The 23,091-nt window shown below is 71.7% G+C and carries 20 protein-coding genes and 2 pseudogenes; 6 read left to right on the top strand and 16 right to left on the bottom strand.

What is annotated here, in order from left to right; all coding sequences use genetic code 11:
- Nucleotides 1–149: 149 nt before the first annotated feature.
- From CYJ76_RS04695 to CYJ76_RS04680, 4 genes are all read right to left on the bottom strand, one after another.
- Nucleotides 150–2,453, bottom strand: a complete 2,304-nt coding sequence (locus tag CYJ76_RS04695; protein ID WP_101849402.1) for a hypothetical protein — start codon at nucleotides 2,451–2,453, stop codon at nucleotides 150–152.
- Nucleotides 2,450–3,100, bottom strand: coding sequence for an ABC transporter ATP-binding protein (locus CYJ76_RS04690; RefSeq protein ID WP_238138151.1), 651 nt, complete (start codon nucleotides 3,098–3,100; stop codon nucleotides 2,450–2,452). The genes CYJ76_RS04695 and CYJ76_RS04690 overlap by 4 nt, the downstream gene beginning before the upstream one ends.
- Before the next feature lie 78 nt (nucleotides 3,101–3,178).
- Nucleotides 3,179–3,508, bottom strand: a complete 330-nt coding sequence (locus CYJ76_RS04685; protein ID WP_202820452.1) for a hypothetical protein — start codon at nucleotides 3,506–3,508, stop codon at nucleotides 3,179–3,181.
- Between the two features lie 233 nt (nucleotides 3,509–3,741).
- Nucleotides 3,742–4,857 carry a 3-isopropylmalate dehydrogenase gene (locus CYJ76_RS04680; protein ID WP_101849400.1) on the bottom strand — a complete coding sequence of 372 codons (1,116 nt, stop codon included), beginning with the start codon at nucleotides 4,855–4,857 and terminating at the stop codon, nucleotides 3,742–3,744.
- A gap of 217 nt (nucleotides 4,858–5,074) precedes the next feature.
- Between CYJ76_RS04680 and leuC the strand changes: the two genes are divergently transcribed.
- From leuC to leuA, 3 genes and pseudogenes are all read left to right on the top strand, one after another.
- On the top strand, nucleotides 5,075–6,496 hold the full coding sequence (gene leuC / locus CYJ76_RS04675; protein ID WP_101849399.1) for a 3-isopropylmalate dehydratase large subunit: 1,422 nt from the start codon (nucleotides 5,075–5,077) through the stop codon (nucleotides 6,494–6,496).
- A gap of 14 nt (nucleotides 6,497–6,510) precedes the next feature.
- Nucleotides 6,511–7,029: pseudogene (leuD, locus tag CYJ76_RS12820) on the top strand (3-isopropylmalate dehydratase small subunit); the annotation flags it as partial.
- A 129-nt stretch (nucleotides 7,030–7,158) separates the two neighbouring features.
- Complete coding sequence (gene leuA, locus CYJ76_RS04670; protein ID WP_238138155.1) at nucleotides 7,159–8,880, top strand: 2-isopropylmalate synthase; 1,722 nt, start codon at nucleotides 7,159–7,161, stop codon at nucleotides 8,878–8,880.
- An 80-nt stretch (nucleotides 8,881–8,960) separates the two neighbouring features.
- On the opposite strand, the gene prfB is transcribed toward leuA, so the two are convergent.
- The 11 genes from prfB to CYJ76_RS04615 all read right to left on the bottom strand — a co-directional run bounded on the left by prfB (nucleotide 8,961) and on the right by CYJ76_RS04615 (nucleotide 18,990).
- Nucleotides 8,961–10,073, bottom strand: a complete 1,113-nt coding sequence (gene prfB / locus CYJ76_RS04665) for a peptide chain release factor 2 (RefSeq protein ID WP_070703950.1) — start codon at nucleotides 10,071–10,073, stop codon at nucleotides 8,961–8,963.
- A gap of 112 nt (nucleotides 10,074–10,185) precedes the next feature.
- Nucleotides 10,186–11,196, bottom strand: coding sequence for a zinc-dependent alcohol dehydrogenase (locus tag CYJ76_RS04660; RefSeq protein WP_070703948.1), 1,011 nt, complete (start codon nucleotides 11,194–11,196; stop codon nucleotides 10,186–10,188).
- Nucleotides 11,197–11,350: 154 nt separating this feature from the next.
- Nucleotides 11,351–12,625, bottom strand: coding sequence for a serine hydrolase domain-containing protein (locus tag CYJ76_RS04655; RefSeq protein WP_070703946.1), 1,275 nt, complete (start codon nucleotides 12,623–12,625; stop codon nucleotides 11,351–11,353).
- Between the two features lie 159 nt (nucleotides 12,626–12,784).
- The gene (locus tag CYJ76_RS04650) at nucleotides 12,785–14,041 is read right to left on the bottom strand and encodes a serine hydrolase domain-containing protein (protein ID WP_070703944.1); all 1,257 of its coding nucleotides are present in this window, start codon (nucleotides 14,039–14,041) and stop codon (nucleotides 12,785–12,787) included.
- A gap of 169 nt (nucleotides 14,042–14,210) precedes the next feature.
- Nucleotides 14,211–14,723 (bottom strand): pilus assembly protein TadG-related protein, encoded by a 513-nt coding sequence (locus CYJ76_RS04645; RefSeq protein ID WP_070703942.1) that lies wholly within the window; start codon nucleotides 14,721–14,723, stop codon nucleotides 14,211–14,213.
- Nucleotides 14,720–15,193: a hypothetical protein gene (locus tag CYJ76_RS04640; RefSeq protein WP_070703940.1), complete on the bottom strand. Its 474-nt coding sequence runs from the start codon at nucleotides 15,191–15,193 to the stop codon at nucleotides 14,720–14,722. The genes CYJ76_RS04645 and CYJ76_RS04640 overlap by 4 nt, the downstream gene beginning before the upstream one ends.
- Nucleotides 15,190–15,576, bottom strand: coding sequence for a TadE family protein (locus CYJ76_RS12410; RefSeq protein ID WP_070703938.1), 387 nt, complete (start codon nucleotides 15,574–15,576; stop codon nucleotides 15,190–15,192). The genes CYJ76_RS04640 and CYJ76_RS12410 overlap by 4 nt, the downstream gene beginning before the upstream one ends.
- Nucleotides 15,573–15,773, bottom strand: a complete 201-nt coding sequence (locus CYJ76_RS04630; protein ID WP_070703936.1) for a hypothetical protein — start codon at nucleotides 15,771–15,773, stop codon at nucleotides 15,573–15,575. Before CYJ76_RS04630 ends, CYJ76_RS12410 begins: the two co-directional genes overlap by 4 nt.
- A gap of 150 nt (nucleotides 15,774–15,923) precedes the next feature.
- Nucleotides 15,924–16,853: a type II secretion system F family protein gene (locus CYJ76_RS04625; RefSeq protein WP_070703934.1), complete on the bottom strand. Its 930-nt coding sequence runs from the start codon at nucleotides 16,851–16,853 to the stop codon at nucleotides 15,924–15,926.
- Entirely contained in the window at nucleotides 16,850–17,713 is an 864-nt protein-coding gene (locus CYJ76_RS04620) for a type II secretion system F family protein (RefSeq protein ID WP_070703932.1), read from the bottom strand. Before CYJ76_RS04620 ends, CYJ76_RS04625 begins: the two co-directional genes overlap by 4 nt.
- On the bottom strand, nucleotides 17,710–18,990 hold the full coding sequence (locus CYJ76_RS04615) for a CpaF family protein (RefSeq protein ID WP_083323455.1): 1,281 nt from the start codon (nucleotides 18,988–18,990) through the stop codon (nucleotides 17,710–17,712). The genes CYJ76_RS04620 and CYJ76_RS04615 overlap by 4 nt, the downstream gene beginning before the upstream one ends.
- Nucleotides 18,991–19,333: 343 nt before the next feature.
- On the opposite strand from CYJ76_RS04615, the pseudogene CYJ76_RS04610 reads away from it, so the two are divergent.
- The 3 genes and pseudogenes from CYJ76_RS04610 to CYJ76_RS04600 all read left to right on the top strand — a co-directional run bounded on the left by CYJ76_RS04610 (nucleotide 19,334) and on the right by CYJ76_RS04600 (nucleotide 21,775).
- Nucleotides 19,334–20,116, top strand: a pseudogene (locus CYJ76_RS04610) (3-hydroxybutyrate dehydrogenase).
- 72 nt (nucleotides 20,117–20,188) lie between these two features.
- A complete protein-coding gene (yaaA, locus tag CYJ76_RS04605; protein ID WP_070703930.1) occupies nucleotides 20,189–20,965 on the top strand; it encodes a peroxide stress protein YaaA in 777 nt (258 codons plus the stop codon).
- Between the two features lie 231 nt (nucleotides 20,966–21,196).
- Nucleotides 21,197–21,775 (top strand): TMEM165/GDT1 family protein, encoded by a 579-nt coding sequence (locus tag CYJ76_RS04600; protein ID WP_070703928.1) that lies wholly within the window; start codon nucleotides 21,197–21,199, stop codon nucleotides 21,773–21,775.
- A gap of 45 nt (nucleotides 21,776–21,820) precedes the next feature.
- On the opposite strand, the gene CYJ76_RS04595 is transcribed toward CYJ76_RS04600, so the two are convergent.
- Nucleotides 21,821–22,528 carry a hypothetical protein gene (locus CYJ76_RS04595; protein WP_101849397.1) on the bottom strand — a complete coding sequence of 236 codons (708 nt, stop codon included), beginning with the start codon at nucleotides 22,526–22,528 and terminating at the stop codon, nucleotides 21,821–21,823.
- Nucleotides 22,529–23,091: the final 563 nt, after the last annotated feature.

Here is a 23,091-nt window from a genome sequence, read left to right as displayed (position 1 = left end):
GGCGTACGTGCGTGGTGCGTCGTCAGCGGTGCGCCCGCCCTGCGGGGCACCCGTCCCCCGGCCGGGGGACGTTGAACCGTACACGGGCAACGACGTGGGGCGCACCCGGATTCCCGGGGTGCGCCCAACGCACGGTGACGTCGGGCCCCTCAGGCGCGCCGCTCCTGCACCCGGACCCGTCGGCTGGCGAGCAGCCCGCCCAGCACGGCACCCAGCGGGCCGCCCACCGCCACCAGCCCCAGGGCCAGCCATGGCAAGCTGCCCAGGGAGATCGTGTGGTTCACCAGCGGGTTGGCCCCGGCCACGGAGAGCAGGACCCCGGCCAGCCCACCTGCCGCGGCCACGCACCCCACGAGGAGGGCCACCTGCAGCACGGCTGCGCGCAGCCACCGGGCACCCAGCCCACTGGCCCGGAGACCTGCGAGCAGGGGCATGAGGCTGCGCACCAGCCCACGCATGCCCAGTCCGCAGACCAACATCGTGAGCAGCGTGAACGCGCCCGCCGCCAGCTGCACCCCTGTAGCGATGGGGATGGGATCGGCGACATGAGTGGCCCACACGGCGTACGGCGACCTCCCGTGATCCTCGGCCCAGTGCGCCGCCTGCCGGTCCTGTTCGGGGGTGAGGCCGCTGTGCACCCACAGCACCTCGGTGTCCGCCGAGCTCTTCGGTTCACCGAGTTTCACGGCCTGGAGCCACTTCAGGTTCTGACCGACCACCAGCACGGGGCCGTGGGCGTCCGACGCGTCCGTCACCACCGGCAGACCCGCCCGGGAGGCCAGTGCCTTCTCCTGGTCCGGTGTGAGATCCCCGAACAGTCTCTCTGCGTCCGCCACCTGCGCCACGGCCCACCACGGCACCTCACGACCCTCCTCGCCAGGCGTGAAGCCATACCACACCGTCACCGGCTCCCCGAGCCCGAGATCCTGCCGGAACTGCCCGGCAAGGTCCTCAGGCGGGCGCTCACCCGGCTCGAGAGGCCTGATAGCCGCCATGCCCGGGGGCATGCCGGTGCTGCTGCTCGCGTTGAGGTGGGTGATCAGCCCGGCGGCGACGGCGAAGGTCGAACCGACCACACCGCTGAGCAGGGCGACCACCACGACCAGACTCGTGAGCCCTACGGCCTGCCGCGCGACCAGCCGGCGGGCCAGCAGGCCGGAACCCACGGGTCCGGTAGCCCGCACGAGCCCGAGTGCGGCACCGGCGAGCAGGGCAGTGCCCAGGCAGCTGGCCGCCAGCACCAGCAGGATGCCAGTGAACCCCTTGCCCTGCAGGGTCCCCACGAGCGCCAAGGCGCACAGAGCGGCACCGGCGACGGCCATAACACGCGCCGAGAGGGCACGACGCCGGCTCCTGCGACGACGCTGCTCCACCGGCAGGGCCGCCAGCACCAGCACCACGAAGGCAGCCGTGAGCGCACCGATCCAGAGGGGAGGGCCCCACCACCGGAACGGGGGCAGCGGCGCGTCCCCGTCCGCCAGCACGGTGGTCCGCACCACGGCTGTGGCGGCCAGGGCCCCGAGCCACGCCACCACGAGTACCACACCGGTCGCCAGTCCGGCGGCCAGCACCGTCGCCCTGTGCAGGTCCCTGGTGGGGAGCCCCACCCGGCGCAACGGGAGGGTGGTGCGGCGTACCGCACGGAGCAGGAGCCCGCCGGTGGCGAGGGCACCCATCCAGACGGCCAGGACAGCCGGGAGCCGCCGTTCCAGCCAGGCCCGGCCACTGAAGGCCGTGGCCTGGGCCCGGACCTCCGCAGCCGTGTGGGACGGGTCGAGCTCGCCGGACTCCACGTGGCGATCGAGCCTCGTCACCGCACCGGCGGGGTCGGAGCTGCTCCAGAAGACCTCGCGGTAGCCCTGCAGGCCGGACTCCTGCGCCTCCTGCGGTGTCACCTTCCAGCGGGCCCACGTTCCCGGAGCGGCCACCACCAGAGGTGCCGTGCGTTCCCAGACCGGGCTGACCACACCCACCGGGGTGAGGTTCAGCTTGCCGTGAACAGCCGACAGCCGGTCACCGACCCGCAGCCCGGAGGCCGCACTGACCACCACCTCACCCGGTCGAGCGGGCCACCGTCCCTCGCGCAGCTCGAGGACACCCTCGATGGACGCGTTGGGCAGGGGTTGTTCCTGGTAGGTGAACCCCTGCTGACCGGCGGGGGTTTCGAGGTCGATGACGGAGAGGATGCGCACCGCGTCGACGTGCACGCCGCGGAGGGTCACGGGGAGGTCTGGACCGGCCTGGCCGGGGTCGAGCAGGGCCGGCACGGTGGTGGCCCCGTCGCTGCCGCCCAGGGCAGCCGTGACCTTCTGGTCCGGACTCAGGTGGCGGGCCTCCAGAGAGAGGTAGGCCGTCCACCCCAGGAGTGCCGCGACCAGCAACGGCACCATCGCCGCACGGAAGGAGCGGGTGCGCAACAGCAGGGGTACGAGTGCCCCCACGGCGCCGTTCACCGGAAGCTCCCGTCCACCAGGTGGTACTCACGGGACACGTGGTCATGCACGGAGAGGTCGTGGGTGCAGACCACCACCGCGGCCCCGTCACGGGCCAGGTCGGCCAGCAACTCGAAGACGGATTCGGTGGTGCGGCTGTCCAGCGAACCGGTGGGTTCGTCGGCCAGCACCACCTGCTTGCCCCCGGCGATGGCCCGCGCGATGCCTACCCGCTGGGCCTGACCACCGGAGATCCGGGCCGGCACCCGGCCGGCCAGGTCGGCCACACTCACCCGGTCCAAGGCGTCCAGGGCCGCACGTCGAGCAGCGCGCCCGTCCATGCCCCGGGCCCGCAGCACCACCTCCACGTTCTCCAGCACGGTGAAGTCCGGCACCAGGTTGTGGTCCTGGAAGACCAGTCCCACCTTCTCCAACCGCATCCGGGCCCGATCGGCCTCGGACGCCGCCACCACGTCCACCCCCGCCACCCGGGCACTGCCGGCGTCGGCCTGCTCCAGACCGGCCAAGATGTTCAACAGGGTGCTCTTGCCCGACCCGCTGGCACCCGTCAGGGCCACACACTCCCCTGACTCCACCGAAAAGGTGACGCCGTCCAGAACCCGCACCGTCTCCCCCGGGGAGACGAACGACTTCTCAAGCCGTTCCACGTCGATCACTGTTCGTCCTCCTTGGACACGGTGGTGGCGCCACCCCGAGGGCAGCGCCACCTCACCGGTTGATGGGTGTCAGCAGCCCCGACCGAGGGCGTAGGAGGACACCTCGTCATTGTCTCTCCACGAGAAGCTGGGGTCGTACGTGTAGGGCCCCGACTGCCAGCACTTGCCCGACCGGTTGATGTCGTGCCAGAACGCCACGCCCCAGCGCGTCTCGTTCTTCATCGAGCTGAGCTCGTCGTTGGCCACCGTCGACATGTTCCACGAGCCCGTTGTGGACCGCGTGCCCAGCAGTCCCTGGTAGTTCACGTCCTTGTAGAGCTTCAGGTCCGCGGACGCAGCCACGGGGCCCGACACGAGGGCCGCCGCGACGACGGTGGCGGAGATGATCTTCTTGAGCATGACGAATCACGCCCCCTTCTGTGTGTGGATGCCGGGGCGATCGCCCCGATCGCCCCGATCGCCCCGATCGCCCCGAATAGTGACTCATGCAACAGTCGCCAACCGCTCATTCCGGTAACAGTTTGGTCACGATTTCGCGCCCGCTGCCGGACCGATCGTCGTCAGGTCGCCAGACAGGAGGGGGCGCACCCGGATTCCCCGGGTGCGCCCCACGTCGGCGCGAGCGAGCCGGTTCAGGCGCGCAGGGCCGCCATCTGCCGCATGAGACCCTCGGGCAGGTCCGCCCCGGCCCCGGACTCCAGCGCCTCGAGCACGGCATCGCCCACCTGAGCCGTGGACTTCCCCATGGCCGGGTTGGCCAGGGCCGGCAGCTGCCCGATGACGTGCACGGCCGCGCGCTCCACGGCGGTGGCGGCCTCCCCCTCGCCCAGGTGGGCCAGGCACAGCGCCAGCGAGAGCACGGCGCCGACCGGGTTGGCCACGCCCTTCCCCGCAATGTCCGGCGCCGAGCCGTGCACGGGCTCGAACATGCTGGGTGCCGAGCCGTCCAGGGTGAGGTTGCCCGAGGCCGCCATTCCGAGCCCGCCCTGCACCACCGCGCCGAGGTCGGTGACGATGTCGCCGAAGAGGTTGTCGGTGACCACCACGTCGAACCGGCTGGGGTCGGTGGGCAGGTGCATGCACAGGGCGTCCACGTGCACGTAGTCCCACTCCACGTCCGGGTACCGCGCGGACACGGCCTCCATGACGTCGAGCCACAGCCGCCCGGCCTCCACGAGCACGTTGGTCTTGTGACAGAGGCTCACCTTGCGGCGGCGCTGGGCGGCCAGGGCGAAGGCGTACTCCACGGCGCGCTCGGTGGCGAACCAGGTGGTGGTGGCGTCCTGCACCGCCGTGTGCGCGGGGGTGCCGCGGTGCACGGCGGACCCGGCCGAGGCGTAGGCCCCCTCGGTGTTCTCCCGCACCACCACGAGGTCGCAGTCCTCGGGCCGCAGGCCCGCGATCGGGCTGGTCACGCCGGGGTAGAGCCGCACCGGGCGCAGGTTGACCGCCTGCCGCATCTCCCGGCGCAGGGCCAGGATGATGCCGCGCTCCAGCACGCCCGAGGGAAGGTCCGGGTGCCCCACGGCCCCGAACACGATGGCGTCGTGCTGCCGGATGCGCTCGGCCAGCTCGTCGGTGAGGAGCTCGCCGGTGGCGCGGTAGTGCTCGGCGCCCAGGGGGTACTCGGTGCGGGTGGTGGTGAAGCCGAACCGCTGCTCGGCGAGGTCGAGCACGCGGAGCGTCTGCTCCGTCACCTCCGGACCGATGCCGTCGCCACCGATGATCGCCAGGTCGTGGTGTGCCATGGGCGCATGCTTCCACCGCACGGGGACGACCGGTGCCCCGCACACGGTGTTGTGCGCTTCCTCACAGGCTGTTGTGTCGGCGCGAGCCGTGGGTAGTGTGCCGCCCATGCACTTCGTGTCGCTCCTCCTTCGCTGCCGCAGCGAGGCCCTCTAGTCCGGGCCCCTCGCTGCGGAGTCGTCGTGCACCCCGGACGCACAGACCCAGCGAGGAGCCCCCGTGACGAGCGAGCACACCCCCACCACCCCCCGCACCCTGGCCGACAAGCTCTGGGACGACCACGTCGTCCGCGCCGGCACCGACGGTGCACCGGACCTGCTGCACATCGACCTGCACCTGGTGCACGAGGTCACCAGCCCCCAGGCCTTCGACGGCCTGCGCGCCGCCGGACGCACCGTCCGCCGCCCCGACCTGACCGTGGCCACCGAGGACCACAACGTCCCCACCCAGGCCGGCCCGGTCACCGACCCCACCAGCGCCGAGCAGCTGGACGCCCTGCGCGCCAACTGCGCCGAGTTCGGCATCACCCACCACGGCCGCGGGTCCACCAGCCAGGGCATCGTCCACGTCATCGGCCCCGAGACGGGGCTGACCCAGCCGGGCATGACCATCGTCTGCGGCGACAGCCACACCTCCACCCACGGGGCCTTCGGCGCCCTGGCCATGGGCATCGGCACATCCGAGGTGGAGCACGTGCTGGCCACCCAGACGCTGCCGCTGACCCGCCCCCGCACGATGGCGGTGGAGGTCACCGGCGAGCTGCCGGCCGGCGCGACGGCCAAGGACCTGGTGCTGGCGATCATCGGCCGCATCGGCACCGCCGGCGGCCAGGGCCACGTCATCGAGTACCGGGGCCCGGCCATCGAGGCGCTCTCCATGGAGGGCCGCATGACGGTGTGCAACATGTCCATCGAGGCCGGGGCGCGCGCCGGCATCATCGCGCCGGACGAGACCACCTTGGACTGGGTGCGCGGCCGCGAGCACGCCCCCGCCGGCGCCGCGTGGGAGGACGCCGTGGCCGACTGGGCCCGGCTGCGCACCGACGAGGGCGCCACCTTTGACACCGTGGTGCACGTGGACGCCTCCGAGGTCTCCCCGCAGGTCACCTGGGGCACCAACCCGGCCCAGTCCGTGGCGCTGGACCAGGCCGTGCCGGACCCGGCGGCCTTCGAGGGCGCCGCCCGCGAGGCCGCCGCCGACGCCCTGGCCTACATGGACCTGCAGCCCGGCACCCCGGTGCGCGAGGTACCCGTGGACGCGGTGTTCGTGGGCAGCTGCACCAACGGACGCATGGAGGACCTGCGCGCCGTGACCGACGTGCTGCGCGGGCGCCGAGTGGCCGACGGCGTGCGGATGCTGGTGGTGCCCGGCTCCACCCGGGTGCGCCTGCAGGCCGAGGCCGAGGGCCTGGACCGCGTCATCACCGAGGCCGGGGGCGAGTGGCGCCTGGCCGGGTGCTCGATGTGCCTGGGGATGAACCCCGACACCCTCGCACCCGGCGAGCGCTGCGCCTCCACCTCCAACCGCAACTTCGAGGGACGCCAGGGGGCCCGCAGTCGCACCCACCTGGTCTCCCCCGGCGTCGCCGCCGCCACCGCCGTGGCCGGCCACTTCGCCGCCCCCGCCGACCTGACCGCCTGAGGAGGAGATCCGCCATGCAGACCTTCACCACCCACACCGGCGCCGGCATCCCCCTGCGTCGCAGCAACGTGGACACCGACCAGATCATCCCCGCCACCTACCTCAAGCGCGTGCGCCGCGACGGCTTCGAGGAGGGCCTGTTCGCCCGCTGGCGCGAGGACCCGCAGTTCGTCATGAACCGTGAGGGCTACCGAGAGGGCTCCGTGCTGGTGGCCGGCGAGGACTTCGGCACGGGCTCCTCCCGCGAGCACGCCGTCTGGGCGCTGATGCAGTACGGCATCCGCGTCGTGCTTGCCCCCCGCTTCGGCGACATCTTCCGCGCCAACGCCGGCAACCAGGGCCTGCTGGCCGCCGTCGTCGCGCCGGCCGAGGTCGAGGCGATCTGGGCGGAGCTGGAGGCCGAGCCCGGCCGCGAGGTCACCGTCGACCTGCCCGCCCGCACCGTCACCTGCGGGGCGGTGAGCACCACCTTCGAGGTGGACGACCACGTGGCCCGCCGTCTGGCCGAGGGCAAGGACGCCATCGCGGTCACCCTGGGCCACGCCGAGGAGATCGACGCCCACGAGGCGCGCCGCCCCACCCACCGGCCCACCACGCGCGGCACGGTGACCACCCCCTCCCGCGAGGCCGTGGAGGCCCGGTGGCCGCAGCGGCCCAGCGCCATGCCGCACCGCCGCTACTCCCCCGCCCCGGCCGTGCACCTGCCGGACCGCACCTGGCCGGACCGCCGCGCCACCCGTGCGCCCCGCTGGTGCGCGGTGGACCTGCGCGACGGCAACCAGGCCCTGATCGACCCGATGAGCCCCGAGCGCAAGCTGGAGATGTTCCAGCTGCTGGTGGAGATGGGCTACAAGGAGATCGAGGTCGGCTTCCCCGCGGCCAGCCAGACCGACTTCGACTTCGTGCGTCACATCATCGAGAACGACCTGGTGCCCGCTGACGTGCGCATCCAGGTGCTGGTGCAGGCGCGCAAGCACCTCATCGACCGCACCTACGAGGCCATCAGCGGCGCCCACAGCGCCATCGTGCACCTGTACAACTCCACCTCCACCCTGCAGCGCCGCGTGGTCTTCGGCGCCACCCAGGACGAGGTGGTGGACATCGCCCTGCAGGGCGCCCGCTGGTGCAAGGAGGCCGAGGCGCGGCTGCCCGAGGGCACCGAGGTGACCTACGAGTACTCCCCGGAGAGCTACACCGGCACCGAGCTGGAGTTCGCTGTCCGCGTGTGCAACGCGGTGATGACGGTGCTGGTGCCGACACCGGAGAAGCCGCTGATCGCCAACCTGCCGGCCACGGTGGAGGAGTCGACGCCCAACGTGTACGCCGACTCGATCGAGTGGATGAGCCGCCACCTGCACCACCGCGAGGACGTGGTGCTGAGCCTGCACCCGCACAACGACCGCGGCACGGCCGTGGCCGCCGCCGAGCTGGGCTTCCTGGCCGGCGCGGACCGCATCGAGGGCTGCCTGTTCGGCAACGGCGAGCGCACGGGCAACGTCTGCCTGGTGACCCTGGGCATGAACCTGTTCAGCCAGGGGGTGGACCCGGAGGTCGACTTCTCGGACATGCCCCGCATCCGGGCCACGGTGGAGCGCTGCAACCAGCTGCCGGTGGCCGAGCGCCACCCATACGGCGGTGACCTGGTGTTCACCGCGTTCAGCGGATCACACCAGGACGCCATCAACAAGGGGTTCACCGCCCTGGAGGCCGAGGCCACCGCGGCGGGCGTGCCGGTGGACCAGCACCCGTGGGCGGTGCCCTACCTGCCGGTGGACCCGCGCGACGTGGGCCGCAGCTACGACGCGGTGATCCGGGTGAACAGCCAGTCCGGCAAGGGCGGCGTGGCCTACGTGCTGCGCACCGAGCACTCCCTGCAGCTGCCGCGGCGCATGCAGATCGAGTTCTCCCGCGCCGTGCAGCAGCGCACCGACAGCCAGGGTGGCGAGATGACGCCGGACGCCATCAAGGAGTGCTTCGACGCGGAGTACCTGGAGCGCACCGGACCGCTGGAGTTCCACGACGCCGACATGCGCACCGGCGACGACGGGCAGGTGGCGCTGCGGGCCTCGGTGACCCTGCGCGGGGCGCAGCAGATCCTGGAGGGCCACGGCAACGGGCCGGTCATGGCCTACCTGGACGCACTGCGCCGGGCCGGTACGGACGTGCAGGTGGTGGACTACTCGCAGCACTCGCTGTCCACCGGCGGTGACGCCCGCGCCGCCGCGTACGTGGAGTGCCAGGTGGATGGGCAGGTGTTCTGGGGCGCCGGCATCGATCCCAACACCACGGCGGCCTCGCTGCGGGCCATCACCTGCGCGGTGAACCGGGCGGCCGCGGCCAGCGAGACCGCTCCGGCGGAGCCGGCCGAGCCGGTGGCCGTCTGACCGGGACCGTACACGTCGGAGGGGCGCACACCACGTGGTGTGCGCCCCTCCTCGTCACGGCCGGGTGGCCGGGCGCCGCGTCAGTCGGCCTGCTTGTCCTGGCCGCGCTGCCAGCGGATGCCGGCCTCGATGAAGCCGTCGATGTCGCCGTCGAACACGTTCTGGGTGTTGCCCACCTCGTGGCCGGTGCGCAGGTCCTTGACCATCTGGTAGGGGTGCAGCACGTAGGAGCGCATCTGGTCGCCCCAGCTGGCCTTGATGTCACCGGCCAGCTCCTTGCGCTCCGCGGCCTCCTCGGCCTTGCGGATGAGCAGCAGGCGCGACTGCAGCACGCGCAGCGCGGCGGCGCGGTTCTGGATCTGCGACTTCTCGTTCTGCATCGAGACCACCACACCGGTGGGGATGTGGGTCATGCGCACGGCGGAGTCGGTGGTGTTCACCGACTGCCCACCGGGGCCCGAGGAACGGAACACGTCCACCTTGATCTCGTTCTCCGGGATCTCGATGGAGTCGGTCTGCTCGATGACGGGCACCACCTCCACCGCGGCGAAGGAGGTCTGCCGGCGGCCCTGGTTGTCGTAGGGCGAGATGCGCACGAGGCGGTGCGTGCCGCCCTCGACGGCGAGGTTGCCGTAGGCGTAGGGCACGTTCACCTCGAAGGTGACCGACTTGAGGCCGGCCTCCTCGGCGTAGGAGGTGTCGAGCACCTTGGTGGGGTACTCGTGGCGCTCGGCCCAGCGCAGGTACATGCGCATGAGCATCTCGGCGAAGTCCGCGGCGTCTACGCCTCCGGCACCGGCGCGGATGGTGATGACGGCCTCGCGCTCGTCGTACTCGCCGGAGAGCAGCGTGCGCACCTCGAGCTTCTCCACCGCGGCCTGGATGGAGGCGAGCTCCTTCTCGGCCTCGGCGCGGGTCTCGGCGTCGGACTCCTCCTCGGCCATCTCCACGAGCACCTCGAGGTCGTCGATGCGCGCGTCCATGCCCTCCACGCGCTCGACCTCACCGCGCACGCGGGACATGGCCGAGGAGACCTTCTGGCCGTTCTCCGGGTCGTCCCAGAGGTCCGGCGCGCTGGACTGCTCCTCCAGGTCGGCCAGCTGCTCCTTCAGCTTCGGCAGGTCGATGACCTCCCGCACCGACTCCATGGTCGTGCGGAGTTCCCGGATCTCTTGCGCAAAGTCGACAGCCACAGCGGGGCAGTCTACGCGGTGCGCCGCCGCCCCTCCCCCGTCGAACGACGGCGCGGCCCGGGATCACCTCGGGGTGGGTGCTCCCGGGCCGCGTCGGATGGGGGTCGGTCCCTCAGAACTCGAAGACCAGCCGCGCCGGCACCGACCCGGAGAGCACCTCCTCGAAGCACTCGTTGACGTCCTCGAGGCGCCGCGACTGCGCGATGACCGTGGTGCGCCCCATGGCGTGCAGCTCGAAGCACTCCGCCAGGTCGTTGCGGGTGCCCACCAGCGAGCCGTGCACGCTGATGCCCCGCAGGACCGTCTCGAACACCGGCAGGGTCAGCTGGTTGTCGGCCGGCAGCCCCACCAGCACCAGGCGACCGGTGGGGTTGAGGGCGGCGTGCGCGGCCGCCATCGCGGCCGGGCTGGGCACCGTCACCAGGGCGATGTCGGCACCACCCAGCGCACCCACCTGCTGCCCGAGGTCGCCACGGGCGTCCACCGCGTGGTCGGCGCCCAGCTGCTCGGTGGCCAGGTTCAGTTTCTCGTCGGTGACGTCCGCGGCGATGGTGCGGCACCCGAAGGTCCTGGCGTACTGCAGACCCAGATGGCCCAGGCCGCCGGTGCCCACGACGAGCACCGACTCCGCCGGCTGCGGACGGGCCGACTTCAGGGCCGCGTAGGTGGTCACACCCGCGCAGGTGATGGGCGCGGCGTCGAAGGCGCTCACCCCCTCGGGCACGCGGACCACGTGGGAGGCGTACCCGATCGCGTGCTCGGCGTACCCACCGTCGATGGTGTAGCCCATGTACTCCGGGGAGGTGCAGTAGGTCTCGTGCCCACCCACGCAGTAACGGCACCGGCCGCAGGCCCGCCCCAGCCAGGGCAGGGCCACGCGCTGCCCCACCATCGCGGAGTCCACGCCCTCGCCGACCTCCTCGACGATGCCGACCCCCTCGTGGCCGGGGATGAGCGGCGTCTTGGGCTTGACCGGCCAGTCACCGCGCGCGGCGTGGATGTCGGTGTGGCACAGCCCGCTGGCCTCGATGCGGACCCGCACCTGCCCGGCGGTGGGCTCGGGGAGGTCGAGTTCACGGATCTCCAGCGGGGCGTTCAGGGCGGGGACGACGGCAGCCTTCACAGCACTCTCCCTTGGTGGGTGGACGGTGGCCCCCACGGACCACCTCCTCCGACCGTAGCGCTGTCACCGCCCCCGGCCCACCGAGCACGAACCGGGGCCCGCACCAGTGGTGCGGGCCCCGGGACGGGCGTGACGCGAGTGCGTCGTGCGGGTGTCAGCCGATGCGGAACGCGGAGCGCTGCAGCATGGGCATGACCTCGCGGCGGACGGCGGCGGCCGAGTAGCCCTTGGGACGACCGGAACGGTTGGTGGAGACGGCCATGCAGGCGTCCATGACCTTGGCCTGGCCGTCCAGGAGCAGGTTGCTCTGCTCGTCGTAGGGGCGCCCGGTCATCATGAACGCCATGCGACGCCAGCCGTCACGCGAGGTGAACGACATGGCGCTGGAGCCGAAGCCACCACCGTCGTGGCCGTACACCTTGCCCTTGCCGGTCCAGACGTCGTCGAGCACGAACACGCCGTAACCGGCCTGGGCCTCCTTGGCCGCACCCACCGGGGTGATCATGCGGTCCACCATCGTCCTGGACAGCACCTTGTGGCGCATGAGCAGCGCCCAGAAGTCGGTGATGTCCGCGGAGGTGGCCATCGCGGCGGCCGAGGCCGAGAAGATGGAGAGGTTGTTCTTCTCCAGACGCTCCTTGCGCTTGCCCAGGATGGCCACGTCCTCCAGCTGGAGCTTGGGGTTCTCGACCTTGGCGGAGTTGAACAGGAACGTCTGGTTCATGTTCATGCGGGTGTAGATGCGCTCACGCAGGACCTTGTCGATGGGCTTGCGGTAGACCTTCTCCAGCATCATGCCCAGCACCACGTAGCCGGTGTTGGAGTAGGACCAGCCGGTGCCCGGCGCGAAGTGCCAGGGCAGCTTCTTGGCCTCGCGGATGATCTTGGCGTGGGTCCACTGGTCGTTGGTGAAGTCCTCCCACCAGTCGAGGGTGAAGCCGTGCTCCTCGACGTAGCGGGTCACGTAGTCGTTGATGTGGTCCGGCATGCCGGAGGTGTGGTTGAGCAGCTGGCCGATGGTGACACGGCCACGGCCCTTCCACAGGCCCGGCAGCACGTCGTCGATGGTGGTCTTGAGCGACCAGGTGCCCTTCTCCACGAGCTCCAGCACGGCCGTGGCCACGTGCGGCTTGGTCATGGAGCTGATGCGGGCGCGGGCGTTCTCGCGAGCCAGCTCCTTGCGTCCCAGGGAGAAGCGGCCGGCGGCGATGTCCATGCGGCCGTACTTGCCGGACACCGAGCAGACGGCACCGACGACAGGGCGGCCGATGGTGCTCTGGAGCGCCTTCTTGAGGGCGACCGCGTTGGGGCCGGTGGCGATGGTCTGCGGCGTGACGGTCGCCGCACCGGCGGGAGCGGTCATCGCAGCGGTCGCGGCCGTGGCGGTGGCCAGGCCGGCGAACTGGCGGCGGGACAGGGCGGTGCTCATGGCGTTCTCCTGTGTCGTGGGATCAAGGTCCTGGCCCGTGTGGGCCGCACCCATCCTCATCAGTGCGCTGGTGCGCGCACCACCCGCCCACGGGATGAGATCGGGCGCCCCCGCCGCCCCTGCCGAGGGGACCACGGGGGCACCCGGCCGCGTGGGGCCTCAGCCGAAGAAGGGCGCCACCTCGGCGTCGTAGCGCGCCGCGCCACGGACCACGACGGGGTCCAGGCCGCCGCCGCTGGCCGAGGTCCGGGCGGAGGTGTGGGAGGTCGCCCGCAGCGCCGCCTTGCGGAGGGCCTCACGGTTGAGGTCCATCGTGCCCTTGCCGCCCCACCAGTAGGGACGCCCGGTGGCGACGTAGGCCATCCGGCGCCGCCCGTCCCGGGTGGACAGCGCGTGGGCCACCGATCCCCAACCGGCCCCGGTGTGGCCGTAGAGGTTGCCGGTGCCCGCCACGTCATCGGGCACGACGCGCAGGCCCAGGCCGTAGGAGTACTCCTTGGCGGCGCCGTAGGGGGTGCACATCTTGTCGACCAGGTACTGGCTGATGATGTTGCCGCGGAAGAGGTTGTACATGAAGTCGGTGACGTCGGCCGAGGTGGCCATGACTGCGCCGGCGCCGGAGAAGGTGCTCAGGTTGACGCGCTCCAGCCGGTAGCGCCCCTCGGGCTCCACGATGTAGTCCGACAGCTGCGGGCTGGGCACGGAGAACCCACGCTCCAGGCTGGTCTGCCCCATGCCGGTGCGGCGGAAGACCTGCGTGCGGAGCAGGTTCTCCAGCCGCTTGCCGGTGACCTTCTCCAGCATCATGCCGACGACCACGAAGCCGGTGTTGGAGTAGGAGTAGCCCTCGCCCGGCGTGAAGCGCCAGGTCATGCCGCGGGCGATGCGCACGAGCTGGGCATCGGTGTACTGGCGCGAGCAGGCCTCCTCCAGCGCCGCCGGGGACTGCTCGTACATGTTGTTGCCCGGGGTGATGACGTCCAGCGCGTCCGGCATGCCCGAGGTGTGGCTGAGCAGCTGGCGCAGGGTGACCCGGCCGCGGCCCGGCCAGAGGCCCGGGAGCACGTCGTCGATGGTGGTCTGCAGGGTCCACGTGCGCTTCTGGATCTGCAGCATGACCGCGGTGGTGACGAGCATCTTGGTGATGCTGGAGACGCGGCCGCGGCAGGTGATGGTGGCCGCGGCCCCCGAGACCGACTGGCGACCGGCCGCGGCGTCGAGCGCCCCGTGGCGCCCTCGCACGGAGACCACCGCACCCACGGCGGTGTGGCCGATGAGGGCGCGCAGGCGGGCACGCACGGCATCGCCCGCGGGGGTGTCGAGCGGTGCGGCGAGGGTGGGTGCAGGAGCGGCGACGCCGGCGGCGACGGCCCCGGCGGTGAGACCGGCGAGCTCCCGGCGGCTGATGGTGGTCATGGTGTCCTCCCAGTCTGTGTCCGGACGCCGCGGGAATCGTCTGCTGCTCCCCCACCCCCGTGGCGTCCGTGGTCCCCGGCGGGCCTCCCACGGTAGCGGGGTGTGGCGCGTCTCGGTGCGCACGCGGGATGTGAACGCGGCGACCAGGAGGGGCGGGGATGCCGGACGGTCAGCGCTCGCTGCCGGTGCTGCCGCGGGCGGTGGACTCCACGGTCACCGTGGTGCCGTGCGGCACCCAGGCCCGGACGACGTCGGTGACCGGGAAGTGCACCTGGCTGGTGACCCGGACGGTGGCCTGGCGGCCGTCGCCGCTGGGCGTCGCCGCATCGAGGGTCCACGCCTCGATGCGGCGCGAGGGGACCTGACGCTCCATGGCGTCGCGGGCCTCGCGCTGCACCTGCTGGGGGTCCAGCGGCGTGTCGACGTCGGCGTAGTAGCCCTCCTCGGAGAGCGCGTCGGCCGCACCGCGGGCCGCGGCGTCGGCAACGTTCAGCGTCTCGATGCGAGCCAGGTACACGTTGGTGCTGTCGATGCCCACCATCACCATCGAGACGATGACGGCGACGAAGCCCATGAGCATCACGAGCATGCCGCCGTGCTCGGAGCGGTCGTGCCGGGGGCCGGCGGGCGTGGGACGCCCGACGGAGCACGGTCGCAGGAGCGAGCGGAGAGGGTGCTTCACTGCTGCTCCCGGTAGCGGTCGACGGGTTCGGTGTGGGTGGCGGTGAAGGTCATCACCGACGGGGCGTCGATGCCGAAGCTGGCCACCGCGGGGAGCTCCACCACCACCTCGGCAGTGGCGGTGACGGCGGCGTCCGCCTCCGGGTCGCCGCAGCCGCTGCAGGCGACGGTGAACTCCCCCGTACGACCGAAGTCCTCCGCAGTCAGGTCGCCTGCGGCCAGGGCACTGGCCTCGGCGTCGGGCGCGTTGGTGGCGATGCCGGCCACGGCGACGCGCGCGGTCTCCCGCGCGGCCGCGGTGGAGGCGAAGGCCGCGGACTGGATCTCTGCCAGGAGCACGATGAGGTAGAGCACCGGCAGGAGGACGAAGGCCACCACGCCGAGGTACTCCACCATCGCGCTGCCGACCTCGGGGTCCGTGCCTCCCCGGGTGCGACGGAGGACGACGCGCGCCCACGGATGGCGGCTCACGTCCCCTCCCGGAGGGCACGGCCCCGGACCTCGAGGTCCTGGCCGATGCCCCACGGGCCGACGAGCGGGAGGTCGGCGCGGACGTCCACGACCACCACCTGCCTCCCGCCGACGACCTCGTGGTGCTCGGAGACCTCGCTCACCGCCCGGCCGACGAGGGCTTGGTCCGCCAGGTAGTGCGTGCGGGCCACCCCGTCACCGGGCGCGGCCCCCGCGCGGGCACCGTGGCGGGCCCCCTCGACGGCGAAGGCGGTGAGCGAGTTCTTGACGTGCAGGGCGAAGGCCAGCTGCAGCACGGCCATGACCGTCAGGAGGGCCAGCCCGCTGGTGAGTACGAACTCCGTGGTCGCGGAGCCACGCTCACCGGCCCTCCACCGGCTCACGGGCCCTGGACCCCGTTCACCGCACTGGTGAACAGACCGTTCAGCGTGGGGCCGGCCACGGCCCACAGCGCCGTCACGAGGCCCGCCGTCATCATCGTGATGAGCACCCAGCCGGGCACGTCGCCGCGCTCGGTGTCCTGGGTCATCCGCGTGTACGCCGTCACGAGACGGGCGTAGATGCTCTGGAAGGTGGTCATGCTTGGTCTCCTTGGGTGTGTGCTGCGAACGGGAACGGTTCCCGTCGAGGGGTCCCCCGCAGGGAACGGGAAGGGAGCCGTGGCTCCCCACGGCCACCGGGACGGTGACCGAGCTCGTGGGGCCCCGGTGCGGGGCAGGCGGGCGGCGCATCAGAGGTTCACCTGCAGTGCGGCCAGGCCCGGGAACATGGCGAAGACCACGGTGACGGGGAGCACGAGGAAGACGACCGGGATCATCATGAGGATCTCGCGCCGGCCGCCCTCGGCGATGATCGCCTGGCGTGCGGCCTCCCGGGCGTCGGTGGCCTGGGCACGGAGCACCTCGGCCAGGGGTGTGCCGCGCTCCACGGCGATGATGACGCCGTCCACGAAGCGCGCCACGCTGGGGACGCCGGTGCGGTCGGCGATGCCCTCGAGCGCGACGGGCAGGCTCGCCCCTGCCCGTGCCTCCGCGAGCGCCTGGGTGAGCTCCCGCGAGAGCTCACCGCGGCTCAGGCGCGCCACCCGCTCCAGGGCGGCCGAGGCGGACTCACCGGCCGCCACCGCCAGCGCCAGGAGCTCGGCGATGGCCGGGAACTCCTCCACCACACGTCGCTCGCGCCGGGCCAGTCGCCGGGAGAGCAGGTGGTCGCGGAGCAGCACGCCGGCCACGGCCCCGGAGAGCCCCAGTGCCGGCGCCAGCAGGGGCGCCGCCCGGCCCGTGCTCCACAGGAGGACACCGAGCGCCGCGCCGGCCGCGGCGAACACGCAGGCCAGGACGGCCTGCTGGGCGCGGTACCCCGGGACGTCCGGGACGAGCCCGGCCCGCTCCAGGCGCCGCACCAGCACCTCCTCGCCGCCGAGCCACTCCCCCAGCCGCGCCCCCAGCCGCCGGGTGACCGGGTCGACCACATGGTGCACGGTGAGCTGTTCGTGCGGGGCCAGGTTGAACAGGCGCACCGGCGCGGGTTCGTCCCGGACGTAGGGGTCCACCCGCATCGCGAGGGAGGGGGTGCGCCACCGTGGAACTCCGTACAGCACCAGCAGGAGCCCGAGTCCCACGAGCATGCCCACGGCGGCGCCCGGCCACGACCAGCTCATCGCAGCACCCGCTCGGCTTGCGGGATGCGCCCGAGCCGCATCATCAGTGCGTAGGCCCCCACGGAGACCCCGGCCCCGGTCACGAGGACTACGACGCCCGTGACCGACTCGTAGGCGGCCAGTGAGCTGCCCCTCGTGGCGAGCAGCGCCAGCACTACCCACGGGGCGGCCAGGCCCAGCCGGGCCGCGTTGACCGTCCAGCTCTGGCGGGCCTCCATCTCGGACCGGGTGTGGGCCTCCTCGCGCAGGAAGGCACTGAGGGTCCGCAGCACGACGCCCAGGTCGCTGCCACCCACCTCGCGGGCGATGCGCAGGGCCTCCACCAGACGGTCGCCCACAGGGTCGGCCAGGCGTTCCTTGAGGGCGTCCAGGCTCACGTGGAAGCGGCCCGTGGCCCGGTAGTCGTGGGCGAAGGCCGCGAAGGCGGGACGCAGCTCCTCGGGACCACGGACCGCGAGCTGCGCGAGGGCCTCCGGGAGCGCCATGCCGGCCCGGACACCGCTGGCGACGTGGTCCACGCAGTCGGGCCAGGCATCCCGCAGGCGCGTGCGGCGGCGACCCGCCGCCCCGGAGAGCACCATCCACGGCGTGGCGACCGCGATGATGCCGAACGCGAGGGCCACCGGCAGGACGCCGGTGAGGCCCGCCACCAGGACGAACACGACGAACCCCGCCGCGAGCGTGGCCAGCACCAGGCCGCTCGGGGTGACGCCCGTCCAGCGGGCGACCGCGAGATCGTCGGCCACCCGGTCCCGCCAGGTCGTGCGCGTGACCGCCTGCCGGGGGCGCGCCGGCCAGCACGAGTCCCACACGAGCGCGAGCCCGAGACCCGCGAGCGCCCCCACCAGCCAGCCGGTCACGACGCCCCCAGGATCTCGCGCACGTCGAAGCCCGCTCGGGCGAAGCGCTCGGCGTGGGGCGGGAAGCCGTCACCGCGGACCAGCTCGCCCTCCACCCGGGTGAAGATGTCGGCGATCTCGATGACGTCCCCCTCCGCGCGACCCGGGAGGGCGCAGATCTGCTGCACCCGGCGGCGCCCGTCACGCTCCAGCGCGCAGTGGACGACGAGGTCGACCGCGTTGGCCACGGTGGGCACCACGAACGAGCTGGCCACGTTGGGACCAGCGAGCAGCGGCAGCGTGCACATCTTGAGCACGGCCTCTCGGGCGCCGTTGGCGTGGACCGTGGCCATGCCCGGCAGGCCCGAGTTCAGGCCGATGAGCAGGTCGAGCGCCTCCTCCTGCCGCACCTCGCCGACGATGATGCGCGAGGGCCGCATGCGTAGCGCCTCCTTGACCAGGCGCCGCAGCGTGATCTCCCCGGTGCCCTCCAGGCTCGGCTGGCGGCACTGCATCGCCACGGTGTCCCGCAGGGGCACGTGGAGCTCGAAGACCTCCTCGGCGGTGACCACCCGCTCGTGGGGAGGGATGGCCGCGGCGAGACAGTTCAGCATCGTGGTCTTGCCGGCCTGCGTGCCGCCGGAGACGAGCACGTTGAGTCCGCTGGCGACCGCCGCCCGCAGGAAGGAGGCCGCCGGTGCGGTGAGGCTGCCCAGGGCCACGAGGTCCTCGAGGTGGTGGGCGCGGGAGACGAACTTGCGGATGTTGACCGACCAGTGGCGGCGCGTGATGTCCGGGATGGCCACGTGCAGGCGCTCACCTCCGGGCAGGGAGGCGTCCACGAACGGCGAGCTGAGGTCGATGCGGCGGCCGCTCGACTTGAGCATGCGCTCGACGAGGTCCTGCACCTGCTGGTCGGTGAGCAGCACCGGGGTGAGCTCCGAGCGTCCACCCCGCGCGACGAACACGTGCTGGGGCGAGTTGATCCAGATCTCCTCCACCTCGGGGTCGTCGAGGTACTGCTGCAGCTCGCCCAGGCCGCTCACGGCATCGACGAGGTGTCGGCGGACCGCGGGCTCGTCGACGATGAGGCGCCCACGCCCCGCACCGGCAGCCTGCTGGTGGGCCTCGACCACCTCGTCAACGAGGTCGCGCACCTCCTGCACGTCGGTGTCCGGGTCGAGTTCCCGTCGACGCACGACGTCGCGCACGCGGTCCTCCAGGGAACGCAACGTGGGACGGTCCTCGGCGACGGGCCCGGCGGGGGTGGGCGCGACGTCCTGCAGGGTGTGCGGCATGGCGGCTCCGGTTCGGCTCCGGTGGTGATGTGAGGGGAACGTGGGGCACGCTACGGAAGGACCGCACCCCCGCGTCCGCCGTTGTCCACAGGCCCCGAGAGCCACCCTGAACGTTTGCTGGGCGGATCGTTATGGCCCGTTCACCCACGGGCAGCGGGGGCGTGCTGGCAGCCACCCGGGAACGCGATTTCCCGGGAGGACGGACTGGAACCCGGCCCTCCACCACGCCAACGGGCCCGCCGGCGTTGACCAAATCCTTGCCAAGCCGACGCCATCTCGTGACCTTCCCGGGCGTGCCGGAGCAGCCGGCGACGTCGTCGGTGGGCCTTCCTGGAGTCACCGCATGGACACCTCGAACACCTCCCCCACCCACCTCGCCTGCAAGCGCGCCCTGGCCACCGGCGGCGCCGGCGGGCTCGGCTCCGGCATCGGGCGCGCCCTGGCCGGAGCCGGCACGCACGTGGTGCTCGCCGACATCGACGGCGAGGGCCTGGAGCGCGTGGTGGGCAAGGTGCAGGACGCCGGCGGCAGCGCCGAGGCCTGGGAACTCGACCTCTCAGATGCCGACGCCCTGGCGGCGCTGTCCCTGGACATCGACATCCTGGTGAACAACGCCGGGATCCAGCACGTGCAGCCCCTGCACGAGTTCGACGTGGCGAAGTGGCAGCTCATCCAGCAGCTCATGCTCACCGCACCGTTCCTGCTGACCCGCGCCGCCCTGCCCCACATGTACGACGCCGGCTGGGGCCGCGTCGTCAACATCTCCAGCGCCCACGGCCTGCGGGTGAGCGAGTACAAGGCCGCCTACGTGGCCGCCAAGCACGGCCTGGAGGGCCTGAGCAAGGTGACCGCCCTGGAGGGCGCCGGCAAGGGCGTCACGAGCAACTGCATCAACCCCGGCTACATGTGGACCCCGCTGATCCAGGCCCAGATCGCCGACCAGGCCGCCAGCCACCACATGAGCGAGGACGAGGTGGCGGAGAAGGTGCTGCTGAAGAATTAGGCCCTCAAGGAGTTCGCGTCCGTGGAGGCCATCGCCGATGCCGCCCTGTTCCTCTGCGGTCCGCACTCGTCCTCGATGACGGGGGCGAACCTCGTCATCGACGGCGGCTGGACGGCCCAGTGACCTGGGCCGCCGGCTGACGCCCGAGCCGAGACCCCGCGGCCCACCTGGGCGGGCTGGGATACGGTCCGGGGCGTGCTGGCCCTGCTCTCCCCCGCCAAGTCCCTCGACCTCGACTCCCGCCTGCCCACCCGGGTGCACACCCAGCCCCGGCTGCTGGAGCACGCCGAGCAGCTGGTGGAGGTGATGCGGACCAAGTCGCCGGAGGACCTCTCCGAGCTGATGGGGATCTCCGCCGAGCTGGGGCAGCTCAACGCCGAGCGCTACGCGGACTTCCACACGCCGTTCACGCGCAAGAACGCCCGACCGGCGGTGTTCACCTTCGCCGGCGACGTCTACCGGGGGTTCAACGCCGGCCGCCTGGACACCCGCGACCTCACCGAGGCGCAGAAGACCGTGCGCATCCTCTCCGGGCTGTACGGCGTGCTGCGGCCGCTGGACCTCATGCAGCCCTACCGCCTGGAGATGGGTACGCGGCTGCGGACCGACCGGGGCGACACCCTGGTGCAGTGGTGGGGCGAGGCCATCACCGAGCAGGTGGCCGCCGACCTGGCCGACTCCCCCGGCCCGGACGTGGTGGTCAATCTGGCCTCCGGCGAGTACTCCCAGGCGGTGGACCTCCGCCGCCTCGAAGCACGCGTGGTCACCCCGCGCTTCGAGGACCGCTCCCCGGCCGGCGAGTGGAAGGTCATCTCCTTCCACGCCAAGCGCGCCCGCGGCGCCATGGCCTCGTGGATGGTGCGGCAGCGGACCCGCAGCGTGAAGGCGCTCACCCGCTTCGACGCGGCCGGCTACGCCTACGCACCGGAGGTCTCCACCCGCGACGAGCCGGTCTTCCGCCGCGAGGCCTGATTACTTCCTGCTAGCCTGCGCCCTCGAAAGGGAGTAGTCCCCAACACCTGCGTCGACAGACTGGCCAGCACCATCGGCCCGGCGCAGGAGGCCACCACCGGTGGCGGACGAGACTTTCGACCGGAACGACGCACCCCTCCCCCGCCCGACGGGGCCTGAGACGTGTGCCCGGTCGAAGGCGTCCACGGGACAGCGTCCACCGCCTTTGACCGGGCGGAAAGAGACCCCCTGATGGAAGCCTTCCTCCTGAGCACCGCGGTGATCTTCATCGCCGAGCTGGGCGACAAGAGCCAGCTCATGGCCATGACCTTCGCCGCCCGCTACAAGGCCCGCGACGTGCTCATCGGCATCACCGTGGCCACCGCGATCGTCCACCTGGCCAGCGTGGGCATCGGCTACTTCATCGGCGACGCGTTCGCCAACTACCGGCACTGGATCGCCGTCGCCGCCGGTGTGGCGTTCCTCGGCTTCGCCCTGTGGACCCTGCGCGGCGACGAACTCACCGACGAGGAGGCCGACAAGGCCCGCCACGCCACCGGCGCCGCCATCCTGGCCGTGGGAACGGCGTTCTTCCTGGCCGAGCTGGGCGACAAGACGATGCTGGCCACCATCACCCTGGCCACCCGCGAGGGCTGGCTGGGCACGTGGATCGGCAGCACGCTGGGCATGGTGGCCGCCGACGCGCTGGCCATCGTCGTGGGCGCGGTGCTGGGCAGGAAGCTCCCCGAGAAGGTCATCACCTATGGCGCCGCGGCGCTCTTCGCGCTGTTCGGGCTGGTCCTCATCGCCGAGGGCGCCGGCCTGTTCTGACCGTCGCAGCGCAGACCGAAGCGGCCCCCCGAGAGGCCGGTCCCGTCAACGGACGACGTCAGGGCAGTAGCCGGGTCCCTCCCACGTCTCACGGTCTCGCCCGGTCCGCTGCTCCCAGAGGTCCTCGGGCGTCATCTGCTCAAGGATCCGGCTGGCCTCCTCCTCGCCGAGACGATCCGACAGCTCCATGACGACGTCCATCCCACCCGGGGTGCGGGCTCGGCCGACCTCGACCAGCTCGACCGAGCACCCGGCATCCTGGATCGCTCGCGCCACGGGCTCGGTGACCACGATGAGCCGCGTACCGGCCGGCATGTAGACGTCCGACCCGTCCCACCCCTGCGGGGAGGGGTCCATGCAGGGGTGAACCAGGCTCAACATCCCGCCCGGCATGCGCTCGAAGGACACGTGGTCGTCATGGAAGCCACGGCTCACCCCCGGCGAGGTCCCCGTCACCTCGAGGTGATACCAGTAACCTGGGTGAATCTCCTGCAATGCAGGGCTCGGCTCGGGCGCGGCATGAAACCTGACGCCGGTGGCACCGGTCGCTTCGACCACCTGACGGAGATCGTCGTGAACCACCGTCCACATCTCGTGACCCGCCGCCTCGGGCACCGGCCCGGCACTAACCGTCGTCATATCCAGCGCGGCCGACGACCGACTGACTGGCGTCAACCCCTCCACAGTGATCTTCAACCCGCTACCGGGGTCCAGGTCCACGAGGAAGAAGTGAGGTTCAGTGCGCTGTTGCATCAGAAGTAGATCCTGTACCCAAACTCGCGAGCCAGAAACCGTCCATATTGCTCGATCTGATACATCGAGGCGTGTGGATACGTGGTACGGAACCACTCCCAGTGCGCATTGAACCTACGCGCATCCGCCAAATGCTTGCTTGACCACACCCATGAGCCGTATTTGGGATTGTGAATATTCAACCCCCGAGAAGAAAAGTAACCCTGAAACTTCTGAGGCAGATTATGGTGCGCATGGTAATCTTTTGGTGATGAGATGTTCCCGGTGCCGGCCCTGACTCCGGGGTTGTGAGGGAAATTCCCACCAGTGAACTTCTTGTAACTCCCACACTGCACCCATACGTCGTCACCCTCCGACCGACCGGCCCAAGATTCGTAGGTAGTCGGCACTTCCTGTTCCCGCAGGTCCGCAGGTGCCGGTTCGTCGCGATTCATTTGACGACCCGGACTTGTCAGGCTCATCCGATCTGAGGGTGTAGTCGTGGTCTGAAGCCGCCGGCTTCGAGGAGGGATCGGGCGACGTAGTGGGTCAGGTTGCGGAAGCCGAGGGCGGACCCTCGGAGG

It is taken from the genome of Kytococcus schroeteri (assembly GCF_002847825.1).
In the GTDB taxonomy this organism is placed as follows: Bacteria; Actinomycetota; Actinomycetes; order Actinomycetales; family Dermatophilaceae; genus Kytococcus; species Kytococcus schroeteri.
The sequence above is the reverse complement of the archived record's forward strand: the minus strand, read 5'-3'. Positions and strand labels throughout refer to the sequence as shown.